At 44.2% G+C, this 12311-nt stretch carries 18 protein-coding genes; 2 read left to right on the forward strand and 16 right to left on the reverse strand.

Going from position 1 to position 12311, the window contains the following annotated elements; translation table 11 throughout:
- Positions 1 to 2: 2 nt before the first annotated feature.
- The 14 genes from accB to ACSVDE_RS09405 form a co-directional block, all read right to left on the reverse strand.
- Positions 3 to 503 carry an acetyl-CoA carboxylase biotin carboxyl carrier protein gene (accB, locus tag ACSVDE_RS09340; protein WP_439300656.1) on the reverse strand — a complete coding sequence of 167 codons (501 nt, stop codon included), beginning with the start codon at positions 501 to 503 and terminating at the stop codon, positions 3 to 5.
- 336 nt (positions 504 to 839) lie between these two features.
- Positions 840 to 1382, reverse strand: coding sequence for a SpoIIIAH-like family protein (locus ACSVDE_RS09345; RefSeq protein WP_439300657.1), 543 nt, complete (start codon positions 1380 to 1382; stop codon positions 840 to 842).
- Between the two features lie 3 nt (positions 1383 to 1385).
- A complete protein-coding gene (gene spoIIIAG / locus ACSVDE_RS09350) occupies positions 1386 to 2039 on the reverse strand; it encodes a stage III sporulation protein AG (protein ID WP_439300658.1) in 654 nt (217 codons plus the stop codon).
- 6 nt (positions 2040 to 2045) lie between these two features.
- Complete coding sequence (gene spoIIIAF, locus ACSVDE_RS09355) at positions 2046 to 2654, reverse strand: stage III sporulation protein AF (RefSeq protein ID WP_439300659.1); 609 nt, start codon at positions 2652 to 2654, stop codon at positions 2046 to 2048.
- A gap of 21 nt (positions 2655 to 2675) precedes the next feature.
- Complete coding sequence (spoIIIAE, locus tag ACSVDE_RS09360; protein WP_439301966.1) at positions 2676 to 3833, reverse strand: stage III sporulation protein AE; 1158 nt, start codon at positions 3831 to 3833, stop codon at positions 2676 to 2678.
- Between the two features lie 53 nt (positions 3834 to 3886).
- Positions 3887 to 4276, reverse strand: a complete 390-nt coding sequence (spoIIIAD, locus tag ACSVDE_RS09365; protein WP_439301967.1) for a stage III sporulation protein AD — start codon at positions 4274 to 4276, stop codon at positions 3887 to 3889.
- A 13-nt stretch (positions 4277 to 4289) separates the two neighbouring features.
- The gene (gene spoIIIAC / locus ACSVDE_RS09370; RefSeq protein ID WP_221565492.1) at positions 4290 to 4496 is read right to left on the reverse strand and encodes a stage III sporulation protein AC; all 207 of its coding nucleotides are present in this window, start codon (positions 4494 to 4496) and stop codon (positions 4290 to 4292) included.
- Between the two features lie 19 nt (positions 4497 to 4515).
- Positions 4516 to 5028: a stage III sporulation protein SpoIIIAB gene (gene spoIIIAB, locus ACSVDE_RS09375; RefSeq protein ID WP_439300660.1), complete on the reverse strand. Its 513-nt coding sequence runs from the start codon at positions 5026 to 5028 to the stop codon at positions 4516 to 4518.
- Positions 5025 to 5969, reverse strand: a complete 945-nt coding sequence (spoIIIAA, locus tag ACSVDE_RS09380; protein WP_439300661.1) for a stage III sporulation protein AA — start codon at positions 5967 to 5969, stop codon at positions 5025 to 5027. Before spoIIIAA ends, spoIIIAB begins: the two co-directional genes overlap by 4 nt.
- Before the next feature lie 75 nt (positions 5970 to 6044).
- The gene (locus ACSVDE_RS09385) at positions 6045 to 6326 is read right to left on the reverse strand and encodes a YqhV family protein (RefSeq protein WP_439300662.1); all 282 of its coding nucleotides are present in this window, start codon (positions 6324 to 6326) and stop codon (positions 6045 to 6047) included.
- Between the two features lie 153 nt (positions 6327 to 6479).
- A complete protein-coding gene (gene efp, locus ACSVDE_RS09390) occupies positions 6480 to 7037 on the reverse strand; it encodes an elongation factor P (RefSeq protein WP_439300663.1) in 558 nt (185 codons plus the stop codon).
- 18 nt (positions 7038 to 7055) lie between these two features.
- Entirely contained in the window at positions 7056 to 8123 is a 1068-nt protein-coding gene (locus ACSVDE_RS09395; RefSeq protein ID WP_439300664.1) for a M24 family metallopeptidase, read from the reverse strand.
- Positions 8120 to 8563: a type II 3-dehydroquinate dehydratase gene (gene aroQ, locus ACSVDE_RS09400; RefSeq protein ID WP_439300665.1), complete on the reverse strand. Its 444-nt coding sequence runs from the start codon at positions 8561 to 8563 to the stop codon at positions 8120 to 8122. The genes ACSVDE_RS09395 and aroQ overlap by 4 nt, the downstream gene beginning before the upstream one ends.
- A 117-nt stretch (positions 8564 to 8680) precedes the next feature.
- Entirely contained in the window at positions 8681 to 9205 is a 525-nt protein-coding gene (locus ACSVDE_RS09405) for a YqhR family membrane protein (protein WP_439300666.1), read from the reverse strand.
- Between the two features lie 226 nt (positions 9206 to 9431).
- Between ACSVDE_RS09405 and ACSVDE_RS09410 the strand changes: the two genes are divergently transcribed.
- A complete protein-coding gene (locus ACSVDE_RS09410) occupies positions 9432 to 10391 on the forward strand; it encodes a DUF1385 domain-containing protein (protein ID WP_439300667.1) in 960 nt (319 codons plus the stop codon).
- A gap of 19 nt (positions 10392 to 10410) precedes the next feature.
- Positions 10411 to 10806, forward strand: coding sequence for an SA1362 family protein (locus tag ACSVDE_RS09415; RefSeq protein WP_439300668.1), 396 nt, complete (start codon positions 10411 to 10413; stop codon positions 10804 to 10806).
- Here the strand turns inward: ACSVDE_RS09415 and ACSVDE_RS09420 are convergent.
- Both ACSVDE_RS09420 and mntR read right to left on the reverse strand, forming a co-directional pair.
- Positions 10801 to 11742 carry a patatin-like phospholipase family protein gene (locus tag ACSVDE_RS09420; protein WP_439300669.1) on the reverse strand — a complete coding sequence of 314 codons (942 nt, stop codon included), beginning with the start codon at positions 11740 to 11742 and terminating at the stop codon, positions 10801 to 10803. The two genes, ACSVDE_RS09415 and ACSVDE_RS09420, sit on opposite strands and share 6 nt — an antisense overlap.
- A gap of 93 nt (positions 11743 to 11835) precedes the next feature.
- Positions 11836 to 12270, reverse strand: a complete 435-nt coding sequence (gene mntR, locus ACSVDE_RS09425) for a transcriptional regulator MntR (RefSeq protein ID WP_439300670.1) — start codon at positions 12268 to 12270, stop codon at positions 11836 to 11838.
- Positions 12271 to 12311 lie beyond the last annotated feature (41 nt).

Consider the following 12311-nt stretch of genomic DNA (forward strand, 5'->3'; position numbering starts at 1 on the left):
ACCTATTGTTTCTTTACAAGGAATAATGGTTGTCCATACTCCACTAGTTGACCATTCTCTACGAGTACTTCCACGATTTCACCATTAACCTCTGCTTCGATTTCGTTGAACAATTTCATCGCTTCAATAATGCAGACGATGGAGTCTTTGGAAACTTTGTCTCCAGACTTCACATATACATCTTCCTCAGGAGATGGTGAAGAATAGAATGTTCCTACCATTGGTGACTCAATCTTATGTAAAGATTCGTCCATTTCTTTGACTGGTTCGCTCTTTTCAGTTTCTTTTTGTTCCTTTTGCTCTGGTTGAGCTTGTTGCTGCTGTTGTGGAGCAGGTGCTGGTTGTTCTACACGTGCTTGAGGAGCTGGGGTTTGTTGGACGACTGTTTCGCCTCCACCCTTCTTCAAGCTGATTTTTGCACCTTCTTGTTCATATTCGAATTCGTTGATGGAGGATTGATCGATTAGTTTGATCAATTCTCGAATTTCTTGAATTTTGAGCATTGCTTCCACTCCTTCTAAATGTCTACGGTTATGATTTATTATAGCATAAAAGATGGCACCTAAAACTTAACACCTTATTATGGGAGCAGGTGCTAATTCGTTTATATCATACCATAATCCTCTTGAACAGTGTAGTTGTAGAAAGAAACCGCTTTCGATTTCGTACCAGGTACATTTTGTGAGGCCTTATGTACCAAGGGTTTTGAAATGGTGCCAGGCACCGATTCAAGACCGTTGATACCACGGCGTTTGTAATCGGTGCCTGGTACGGCAAATGAAAAACAGCCCGATTCCTCGGGCTGTTTCAAATGCTTAATATAGTTTTCGAATTTCGGTTTAATTCTTTGCGGCCTGGTATTGGACTGCCACTTGCTTCTCACCAAGTTGTTCTTTCGCTTTACGCATGATGGCATTCGCTTCTTGAGCAGATAGCTTCTCATCGACGCGGACGATGATCGTCACTTCCTCACCCATCGTGTTGACGAGGACATCTTCATAGCCCATGCCTTTGATCAATGTTTCGAGCGTATCTTCTTTCATTGCGAGCTCCTGTAAAGCGGTCAGTTGATCCAATGCTTCAGATTGTACTTCCGCTGAAACGCTTGTGGAGGCGATGACTTCATTGTATTTTTGTGCAAGCTGAGAACGTTTGTCTTGAATCTTCATGCGTAGTTCCATGAACAATTCATCACTGTTGATTTCAGAGACGACAGACTTGCCATCCGCTTCAGCGCCCTCTTTGCTGGCTTCTTTACCATCCTTCTGTTCAGTGGCAAGATCCGCAGGAGATTGCTCAGGGCTTGTAATGTAGTAAACAGACAACACAATGATCAAGCTCAACATCGTCAACAACCAAACTGTTTGTTTCTTCAATAACATTCCTTATTCCCCCTTCTGCTTTTTCGCAATAACACTGACTTTGTGACTTGGCATATCGAAAACTCTCGATACAGCTTCAATGATCCAATTTTTCACTTGAAGGTTTTCGGCCCCATCCGCGACAATCAATACGCCTGTCACTTGAGGCTTTTCCACACTGACGATGAACGGCTCCTTGCCACCCTTCCCATCAATGATGATGACTTTTTCATCTGTCTGACTTGTCGTCGATTTGCGTTTCCCTCCATTTTTGTCTGTTTCGTCTGTGGTAGATTCTTGCTTGCTGATTTCTTTTTCTACGATTTTCCGGAAGGTAGAGTCCAAAATGACCATCACCTCAGCATCTTGTACTCCAATCATTTCATCCAGGAGCTCTTTCAATTGGTTTTCATAGTGCTCTTCAAGTTCCCGGATCAAGGATGAAGGATCGTCTGATTTTCCCATTGAGAATGTTGGCTTCGATTCCTGATCACCCGCTGCCATATTCATGACTGATGTCGGTTCTGGAGATTGAATCAGGTTTTGAATGAGCATCATGGCAACCCCGAATCCTAGGATTAATAAAATGTATTGCGATTTCCGGTTGAGCTTCTTCCCCTCTTTCGTCGGCTTCAGAATCGATTTGAGCCAGTCATTCTTCTTTTTGTCATCAGACATATTGCATTACGATCCTCCTTCCTCTACTAGTACAATCTGGTCTGTCGGTATTTCCCATACTTTCGAAAGGAATTGTTCAATCTCAGCCAGATCAGGAGATTCCTCCTCCGTTTGGAGGGATGTCGATGTATCAATCTTGACTTCCCTGACCACTTCAATCGATTGTTCCCCTTCAAAGGATTCCACGGTTACGCGGACGACCCATTGGTCTTTTCCCGAGTCGTTCTGGGATTGATCTTGAACTACCACATCCTTTAACCGTTTATCAAATTGTTCTTCTAGCTTTCCTTCCACCTGCTGGCGTAATTGGACAGCCATTTGTTCTAAAATATATGCATCTTGTGAGGCTTGTATTTCACTTTTCTTGTTTTCTATCAAATTTTTCAGCTGAGCTTGGTCCTCTTCACTCCCCTCTACCTGGAACGAAGCCAACTGGGAGTTGAGATCGACAGAGAAGAACTTGATCAATGGATTCAAAATCGAAATGATCAACAAAAGTCCGATGACGACCTTCACATATTTTTGGAACGCGGAAGAAGGGAGTAAGAGTTCCAAGATCGTCGCCAAGAGAATGATGAGGATGATGTTCGTCACCCATTCATATATGAAAGACATAGAGAACTCCCTCCTTCCTTTCTACCTCATCATCAATGTCAGATTACCAGCAGCAATCATCATCGTCACAGCCAGGAAAAACATGAAACATACGATGGAAAGAGCAGCGAAGATGAACATGACATTTTTACTAATGATAGAGAGACATTGGATGATCGGACCTCCACCAAGAGGTTGTAAGACGGCAGCAGCAATTTGATAGATTAAGACGAGAGATAGGATTTTCAATGCCGGGAATGCGCATAAAAGGATCAGGATGACGACTCCAGCGATCCCGACGGTGTTTTTTAATAGAAGAGAGGCACTTAACACCGTATCCGTCGCTTCGGTGAACATTCGCCCGATGACCGGGATGAAATTGCCGGTGATGAATTTCGCCGTCCGAACTGCAACTCCATCTGCAACAGCAGCTGATGCCCCCTGAACACTGATGACACCGAGGAATACGGTGAAAAAGACGAGCATCACCCCGATTGCGACATTCCGTAACAGATTGGCGAGCTGAGTGACTTTATAGTGGTCGGTCAACGTACTGACGATGCTTAATAATGCCGATAAAAATAAGAGCGGCAACACAAAGTGCTGGATCAACATCCCGCTCGTGTTGACGAGAAGGATGATGAACGGATGGAAAAAAGCGACCGACACCAGGCTTCCTGTCGTTGCCATCAAGGCGAGTAGTAATGGAATCAAGGCAACGATGAACGCGTTCATGTTTTGGATCGCATCCGTTGTATACGAAACCGCGACATGGAAGCTGTTCAAGGCGATGACGATCAGGACCATGTAAACCATCCCATAAGCGACCCGGCTGACCGCCTGGTTCTCAAACGCGTTCTGCATCGTTTGAAGCAGCATGCTGAATAATGTCAACATGATCAGCATTCCAAGCAATTTGCCATTGCTCAAAATCTCATGGAAGAGATATTTCAGAAGGGCGATTCCCCACTCCTTGAATGAAAAATCTTTGTCACTTTGGATGAATTCAAGGATGCTCCCCTTCTGACTTTCCGGTAAAAATCCCCCGTATTTATTACGGATTTCATTCCAATACTCCCGTATATCGTCAAAATGTTCTTCTTCAATCTGCAAGCTTTCTTTCAACGGATCGCTGCCATTCGTTTCGGCCATCACTTTAGGCACAGGTTGTCCCATCAACGTAAAAAAAACGATCGCCATCAAGAGTACGGTAAAGAATGTTGGATTTGAACGTTTTGCCACATCATTCCCCCCTAACTTGGCAGCAGATCGATTATCGTTTCAATAAGAACAGTAAGAATCGGAATGGCCATGACCAGTATCAATACTTTGCCTGCCAATTCGATTTTGGACGCCATCGTCCCTTGACCCGCATCCCTCGTAATTTGAGCACCGAATTCAGCGATATAGGCAACTCCGATAATTTTCAGGATCGTCTCCACATACACCATATTCAAGTTCGCATTCGTCGCAAGGCGTTCCAGCATCGTGATGACGGTCTGGATTTTTCCAATCAAGAATAAAAAGACCGCTGCACCTGCAAACAGGACGATCAGAAACGAAAACGCGGGCTTCTGTTCTTTGATGATGATGGTCAGAAAAGTCGCAATCAGGCAAAAACCGACGATTTGGATGATTTCGATTTCAAACCCCTCCTCATCCCTGGAAGAGGAACACACCTCTGATTTGTTGGAACAGATCGTCTAAAAGAGTGATGACGATAAAGAGAACCAACACGAAACCGATTAAAGTGATCCAATGCGCAATGTCCTCTTTCCCCATCTGTTTCAACACGGTATGTAACATCGCGATCACAATACCGATTCCAGCAATTTGAAAAATGGTGTTCACATCGTATGGCATTTCTGTTTCTCCTCTCCAACTAGATGAGCAATATGACAATCAGCAAACCGGTCAAAAACCCGAGACTTTTCACCATGTTTTCATAACGGTGCTGAATTTCTACGGCTTCCTTCTCCTCGCGCTCAAGATGGACGATCGTGAGTCTGATTTGTTTTTGTTGGTGCTCACGGTCGTGCCTCCCAAGTGTTGCTCCGAACTGCTTCAACACCTCCAGCTCACCCTTTTGGAAAGCAGTGTGTCTCTGAATCACTTCCAAACTTTCCTCCCAGGCTTTCTGGACGGTTGTGTGACCTGTATATAATCGTGAAGCAAGTTGTTCAAAAAAGAGGGACAGCGGTTCCTTCATTTGTTTGGATAAATGGGTGCACGCTTCATATAATGGTGTCATCCCATAAACGATTTCTGCTTCTAATGATTGGAGAGCGACTTTCAATTGTCGCAATTGACGAGGCCGCTCCTGCATTCGTTTCGCCCATTCGAAACCAGCCCACGTTGTCGCAAGAATAATACAAAGCGCTCCGATCATGTTCATCGTGAGATCCTCTCTTTATACGAGACTTGGATCGGTTTCAAATCAGCATCGAGAATTCTTTTGATCCGGTTGTTCCCGTGTACGCGCGACATTTCTACGAACCGATCAAACAACTGGATATCCACCAGTTTCTTGAGTGTCGGACGTTTCAATACGTTTTCGATGCTGTATCCATGGGCTGTCATGATCATCTGCACGCCAGCATTGAGAGCTTCCAGTATTGATTCCGCATCCTCCTGCCGCCCGACTTCATCTACTACGATCACTTCAGGGCTCATACTGCGAATCATCATCATGATCCCTTCTGCTTTCGGGCAGGAATCGAGTACGTCGACCCTTGAACCGAGCTCATGTTGGGGCACACCTTGGATGCAACCTGCAATTTCAGAACGCTCATCCACAATCCCCACCTTCGAGCTTTCAATTTTCCATTGTGGCAAGCCTTCACTGGCCACTCTGGCTAAATCTCTGAGTAAGGTTGTCTTCCCAGATTGAGGCGGACCGATGATAAGAGTGTTCAGCCACCGCTTGCTGTAAAGATAGGGAGCCAGTGGAACTGCAATTCCTTGCTTCTGTCTTGCAACCCGGATGTTGAATGAACTCACATCCCGAATTGCTTTGACTTGTCCTTTTTCGGTTATCACTTTTCCCGCCAGCCCTACTCGGTGACCACCTTTGATCGTGATATAACCTCTCCGCAACTCTTCTTCAAAAGCATACAAGGAGAATTGGCTCAGTTTATTCATCAGGTGTATTCCATCTTCAAGGGTGACCATGTAAGGTTCTCTTCCAGTTTTCGATGGATTGAAAGGTCGTCCATTTCTCACAATCTCTAACGGTCTGTTGACTCGAATGCGGATCTCTTCAATCTCCTCTGTTGATGTTAAAGAGGTGATGATCTTTTGAATCGAGTCCGGTAAAACGTGTATGATTTCTTTCATCTGGATCCCACTTCTTTCTGTATGGGCTTGTTTCCAATGTATGCGGCACAAGGGGTTTTATGACCTGTTCAAGCGTTATTTAAGAACACCGATTACGACCAAGCATACGCCTAGTCCAATCAGAGCTAGCTTACTGAATGAAATATCTCCAGCTATTCCGACCAATCCAAGCGACATTGTAAAAATGAAGATGATCGGGCCGACCAAAGCTAACGAACCATTGATGATGATCGCTTTTTGTATCGAGTTGAAATACAACATTAAAACGACTGCTGTGAGTTCAAACGAAGCGGACAGCAACCGGAGACCTGCCATATTCAATACGGTGGAATCAAACAAATCGAGAAGATGCTTCATAAATCGCTCCACTTTCTTTTTTGTACAACCTATGTGAACGATTCAAGAAAAAGAATGGAATATTTGGGGTGGGTGGGGTTACGGTGAGATGAGGGGGAGTTACGACACAAAAAAACTGCCCAAACTCTGTTTGGGCAGCTTCAATTTACGCTATTATGCTCTTGATACGTACTCTCCAGAACGTGTATCGATGATCAGTACGTCTCCTTCGTTGACGAAGAATGGTACTTGAACCGTCAATCCAGTCTGAACAGTCGCAGGCTTCGTACCACCAGAAGCCGTATCACCTTTGATACCTGGTTCTGTTTCAGTCACTTCCAGTTCAACTGTGTTCGGAAGTTCAACCCCGATGATTTCACCCTGGTACATTTGAACTTGGACACTCATGTTTTCCAGAAGATACTTCAGCTCTTCTTGAATTTGAGCGGTTTGAAGCTCAAGCTGCTCATAGGACTCTGTATCCATGAAAGTATGCGCCTCTCCAGAAGAGTAAAGGTATTGCATACGACGATTGTCGATGTGTGCTTTCGCTACTTTTTCCCCGCCACGGAATGTTTTTTCTTGAATCGCTCCAGTACGGAGGTTACGAAGCTTGGAACGGACGAATGCTGCACCTTTTCCTGGTTTAACGTGTTGGAAATCCAGCACTGTCCAGATGCCTCCGTCTACTTCGATCGTCAATCCTGTTTTAAAATCGTTCACTGAAATCATTAGGTTTCCTCCTGTTCTTTACTCGCCTATGATAAACAATTCTTTGGAAGATGTCGACAGCTTTTCGCAGCCTGTTTCGGTAATGACGACGTCGTCTTCGATTCGGACTCCGCCAAGACCCGATACATAAATGCCAGGTTCAACCGTGACAACCATACCTGGCTCAAGGACTGTGTCCAATTTCATCGATAGTCCTGGGCCTTCGTGGACGTCCAACCCGATTCCATGACCTGTGGAATGGCCAAAGTTGTCTCCGAATCCGTGTTCTTTGATATAATCTCTCGTTAATGCGTCCGCTTCCTTACCAGTCATGCCCGGCTTCAATCCTTCTAAGCCTTTCAACTGTGCGTCCAGGACGATTTGATGGATTTCTTTCATTTTCTCACTTGGCTCGCCTACTGCAATCGTACGCGTGATATCGGAGCAATACCCTTTATAGAGCGCACCGAAGTCCAATGTGATCATGTCACCTTTTTCAATGACTTTTTCAGATGCCACACCATGTGGTAATGAAGAACGGATGCCTGAAGCGACAATGATATCGAATGAAGAAGAGGTCGCACCATTTTTACGCATGAAGAACTCCAGCTCATTTGAAACATCAATTTCACGCATGCCCGGCTTGATGTAGTTGAGAATATGTTCGAATGTACGGTCTGCAAGCTCAGCTGCCTCTTTCAAGATTTTCAGTTCATCCGCGTCTTTGACGAGACGGAGTTTTTCAATCGCTCCAGAAATCGGAACGAGATCCGCTTCCACTTTCTCTGCATAAGACTGATGCCCTGCATATGTAAGATAATCCTGTTCGAAACCAAGCTTCTTGATTCCCATTTCCTTCGCCTGGTTCGCCACTTCATCTGTCATCATACCTGTGTGCTTGACGATTTCATAACCTGCTGCTTGTTCATTCGCTTGATCGATATAACGGAAGTCCGTGATGAATTTCGCTTCTTTTTCCGAAATCAAGACAACACCAGATGAGCCTGTGAATGTCGTCATATAGCGACGATTACTAGCACTCGTAATCAGCATTCCGTCAATCCCTTTTTCACTGAATAAAGCTCTTAAACGTTCAATTCGATTCATCTTTCTTCCCCCTTCAAATAATGTAAGAGTCCTCTTAATGCGAGCTCATATCCGACTTTTCCAAATCCGGATATCTGACCGATGACGACTTCTGAAAGAACAGAGGTATGTCTAAAGGATTCTCGAGCATATATATTGGATAGGTGCACCTCGATGGCTGGTAACGAAATGCTCGTAATGGCATCTCGGATCGCATAACTGTAATGTGTGAATGCGCCAGCGTTCAAGATGACGCCGTCGAAATCAGTCTCTGCCTGATGGATCCAATCGATGAGATCTCCTTCGTGATTGGATTGTTTGTGTACAATTTCGCATCCAAGTCCTTTGGCTTTCTCTTCCAAAGTCTCCATGATCTGCTCTAGGGTCTCTTTTCCATAAATCGTTGGTTCACGTTTGCCTAACCTGTTCAAGTTGGGACCGTTGATCACCAGAATTCTCATTATGTACGACTCTCCCTCAAGTTCCTAGAAACCCTTTACAAACGGGACTTTTTTCAATGTTAAAAAAACAGAATGTTCCATTGAACATTCTATCATAGGTCATTCTGTTTGAATAGTTTATTGGTTCTCGCTCCGGCGAGACTCACGGGCTTTCTGCAATTCATCATACTCAAATGAGATGGAGAAACCGATGAACAATCCGTACAGCACATATAAACATAATGTCGTCACCAGCGTGTTCGTGCCTAACTCTTGGATCGGCTTCAACCCTGGAAACATCGGCCGTAACAAATAGAACACGATTAGCCAAAGCGCTATACCGTATAGGACACCTGTCATCATGTGCTTGAATTTGGCTAACACGACTTTATAAATGATTGCGACCAGCATGGATAACAGACCGATGAGGATAATTCCGATCCAGTCACCTAACGCTTTATCCTTCCAATCCCCTACCACCCAGGGGGACAATACCAATGCAGGTCGTATTTTCGTGAAATTCAACATGTAAACGGCATAACCGATCAGACTCCAGAATACACCCCCGACAAAACCGATGGTCAGTACTCTGCCTGTAAAGGAAAACTGTCGCTCATCCTTGTTCTGTTCCAACCGCTCATCTTGTTTTCGCTCTGTTTCCATCAACGAAACACCTCCGAAGTTTAGTATATCCGTTGATTGGAATTCTATTTTTAAAATCGACAAATAATTGCCAGTACGACGTGTTAAATGACCGGAATTAGGGAAAATATAATGCAAGCCCAAATCGTAAATTTAATTGACAAGAAGTCCACACATATAGCGACCAGCTATACTATCATGATAGAATAAGGGTAGATTGGAAACGTATAGATAGGTTGGTGGATGAATGTCTAAGCAGAAAACTCCAGCGTATGGCGGCCAGGCTGTCATGGAAGGTGTCATGTTCGCTGGGAAACACACATACGTAACAGCAATCCGTAGGAAAGACGATACATTAGACTACTTCGAAGTGAAGAAGAAACATCGTCCAATCCTTGGATTCCTCAAAAAAATCCCGTTGATCCGAGGTTTCGTCGCTATTATCGAGGCAAGCGGAAACGGTGTAAAACACTTGAACTTCTCCACAGAGAGATATGACGTCGCTCCTGAAGATGATGAAAAAATGTTAGAGGAAAATAAGCCTTCTAAGCTTTCATTGATATTAGGAACCGCTGCGATTGGCGTTTTATCATTCTTATTCGGAAAGTTTCTCTTTACCTTATTGCCTGCTCTGGCAGCAGAAGCATTCCGTCCAATCCCTATATTTTCAGGACATGTTGGACAGAATATGATCGAAGGCTTCTTAAAACTAGTCTTATTGCTATCATATCTTTATTTCATATCGATGACACCGTTGATCAAACGCGTATTCCAGTATCACGGCGCTGAGCATAAAGTCATCAATGCTTATGAAAACAAGTTGCCGTTGACGGTTGAAAATGTGCAGGCCCAATCAAGGCTCCATTACCGTTGCGGAAGTAGTTTCATACTTTTCACAGTGATTATCGGTGTATTCATTTACTTGCTTGTACCATCCGAGCCCTTATGGCTTCGTCTCGTTTCACGCTTGGCATTGATTCCTCTCGTACTCGGGGTTTCATACGAAGTCTTACAGGCTACAAATAAATTAAGAAACATCCCTGTATTACGTTATCTTGGATATCCTGGCTTATGGCTGCAACTTCTAACTACGAAAGAACCGAAAGACGACCAAGTCGAAGTTGCCATCGCCTCTTTCAATGAAATGCTTCGCAGAGATGGGGAGTATGAAAAAGAAGCGGCAAAAACAAGCGCGAAAGTGGTTTAATCCTTAAAGGAGGTGAGTCTTGTTGTTTTCACGTGTATCCAACTGGATCATCATGTTGTTAATCGGTCTAGCTGCATTCGGTTTTGTGATGAAAGTGATTACGGATCCTATGGGCCTTCTTAAAATGGTACTGATCATTGCAGCAGTCGCTGGACTATTCTACTTCTTGTATAAACGTTTCATGGCAAAAAGAATGGGGCCAGATAATGGTCAATACAAGCAAGCGGCTCGCTACTCTGCTAAGAAATATCAGAACAACAATGCTGGTAATGTTCTTTCCAGAAAAGTCAAACCGAGCCCAAAGCAAAAGGCAAAACCCTCCTATACAAAAGCAAAAGCGAAGAAAAGAAGGAACGACCACAACTTCAAAGTCATTGAAGGCAAAAAAGGAAAGAAGAAAAATCGAGCTCTATAAGGTGCTCGATTTTTTTAGTGTGATTTTTGTGGTTTTTTTGTTAGTAGGATAATGACGCCAAGTCCGTAAAAACTTCTCCGTGCTTTCCTTTCCGTAGTCCGTCAGTTGGTCGATCACATCGTTCGAGAGAGAAAAATTGATCATTGAAATTTGCTGCACAGGTATGAACACGATGTCTGCACTATGCGCTTCAGATATGTGCCTCGCATCATGGGCGTCCATCATCGTATCGAACAATCCGTGAAAAAGGGTGATCGCGTTGGTGATATTGTTCGGCTTCTCCTCGAACTGGGAGGGCTGCAGCTGGAAACCGATCACGGGACGTTGCTGTGGCTTCTTGTCGTCCTGAAACAGCCAAATCGGAAAGTTGCTCAGCACTCCACCATCCACGAACACATTTTTCTTTCCTGTCGCGTCATACAATTTGATCGGATCGAAGAAATACGGAATGCTCGCGCTCATCCGAACGGCTTTTGCGATTTTGAACTTTTCAGGAAGTATCCCGTATCGCTCCAGATCATCCGGCAAGACAATCAACCGACCATTCGTAATGTCCGATGCAATGATCCGAAGAGAGCCTTCTTCAAGGTCTGCAAACGTTTTGATCCCTTTATCCGCTAACTTTTCCTCCATCCATTGTTCCAATTTCTTGCCTTTATATAATCCTAACTTCCAATAGAGTGTCAGCCATTTCATAAAAGGAAAAGCCACTGAGATCGCTCTTGGGTCGAGGAATTCACGAAGGTCAATCTCATGCAGCAACGACTTGATTTCATCCGATGTATAACCAGCGGCAACAAAGGCGGCAATGATCGCTCCAGCACTCGTCCCAGCTGTTCTTTTGAAGTGGATGTTCTTTTCTTCTGCGACCTTCAACGCACCAATGAAAGCGATCGCTCTAACTCCACCGCCCGAAAACACGCCATCTACATCCATCGTCTCACCCCTCTCCTTTTATATATTTACGAAGAGAGGTGTGGATTCAGAATCAGACAAATCCACGCAATAAAAAAACAACCATAACGAATGTCATGATTGCTCTTGTTCTTCTTCATTTTTACGTTGTACTTCTCTCAAACCATCGATTCGTTTCGTGTCTTCGTCAAAATATTGGACGAGGTCTCCGATCCGATCAATCGCATTCCAGCTAAGGTGATGTTCGATCCCTTCAACATCATCGTAGATGTTTTCACTATCTACACCGATGACCTTCAAGAACTCTTCCAATAGTTCATGTCGATAAACGAGACGCTTCCCGAGTTTTTTCCCATTCGGAGTCAGTACAAATCCACGATATTTTTCGTAGACCACATACTTCCCTTTGTCTAATTTCTGTACCATTTTCGTAACCGATGACGGATGAACTTCCAGTGCTTCTGCAATATCTGAAACTCTTGCGTATCCTTTTTCGCTTATGAGCTGGTAAATACGTTCAATATAATCCTCCATACTTGGAGTTGGCATGTTCTTCCCCTCCAATACCGCAGATCCTGTACCTGTTTTGA

It is taken from the genome of Pseudalkalibacillus sp. Hm43, from assembly GCF_051842935.1.
Classification (GTDB): domain Bacteria; phylum Bacillota; class Bacilli; order Bacillales; family Fictibacillaceae; genus Pseudalkalibacillus.

Excerpts from the sequence above, each read along its gene's own strand:
- spoIIIAA (WP_439300661.1), bottom strand. The coding sequence starts at position 5,969 with ATGAAAGAAATCATACACGTTTTACCGGACTCGATTCAAAAGATCATC.
- spoIIIAG (WP_439300658.1), bottom strand. The coding sequence starts at position 2,039 with ATGTCTGATGACAAAAAGAAGAATGACTGGCTCAAATCGATTCTGAAG.
- ACSVDE_RS09385 (WP_439300662.1), bottom strand. The coding sequence starts at position 6,326 with ATGAAGCATCTTCTCGATTTGTTTGATTCCACCGTATTGAATATGGCA.
- ACSVDE_RS09345 (WP_439300657.1), bottom strand. The coding sequence starts at position 1,382 with ATGTTATTGAAGAAACAAACAGTTTGGTTGTTGACGATGTTGAGCTTG.
- spoIIIAB (WP_439300660.1), bottom strand. The coding sequence starts at position 5,028 with ATGAACATGATCGGAGCGCTTTGTATTATTCTTGCGACAACGTGGGCT.
- ACSVDE_RS09410 (WP_439300667.1), top strand. The coding sequence starts at position 9,432 with ATGTCTAAGCAGAAAACTCCAGCGTATGGCGGCCAGGCTGTCATGGAA.
- efp (WP_439300663.1), bottom strand. The coding sequence starts at position 7,037 with ATGATTTCAGTGAACGATTTTAAAACAGGATTGACGATCGAAGTAGAC.
- ACSVDE_RS09420 (WP_439300669.1), bottom strand. The coding sequence starts at position 11,742 with ATGGATGTAGATGGCGTGTTTTCGGGCGGTGGAGTTAGAGCGATCGCT.
- spoIIIAF (WP_439300659.1), bottom strand. The coding sequence starts at position 2,654 with ATGTCTTTCATATATGAATGGGTGACGAACATCATCCTCATCATTCTC.
- aroQ (WP_439300665.1), bottom strand. The coding sequence starts at position 8,563 with ATGAGAATTCTGGTGATCAACGGTCCCAACTTGAACAGGTTAGGCAAA.
- accB (WP_439300656.1), bottom strand. The coding sequence starts at position 503 with ATGCTCAAAATTCAAGAAATTCGAGAATTGATCAAACTAATCGATCAA.
- spoIIIAE (WP_439301966.1), bottom strand. The coding sequence starts at position 3,833 with ATGGCGATCGTTTTTTTTACGTTGATGGGACAACCTGTGCCTAAAGTG.
- ACSVDE_RS09395 (WP_439300664.1), bottom strand. The coding sequence starts at position 8,123 with ATGAATCGAATTGAACGTTTAAGAGCTTTATTCAGTGAAAAAGGGATT.
- ACSVDE_RS09405 (WP_439300666.1), bottom strand. The coding sequence starts at position 9,205 with ATGGAAACAGAGCGAAAACAAGATGAGCGGTTGGAACAGAACAAGGAT.
- spoIIIAC (WP_221565492.1), bottom strand. The coding sequence starts at position 4,496 with ATGCCATACGATGTGAACACCATTTTTCAAATTGCTGGAATCGGTATT.
- mntR (WP_439300670.1), bottom strand. The coding sequence starts at position 12,270 with ATGCCAACTCCAAGTATGGAGGATTATATTGAACGTATTTACCAGCTC.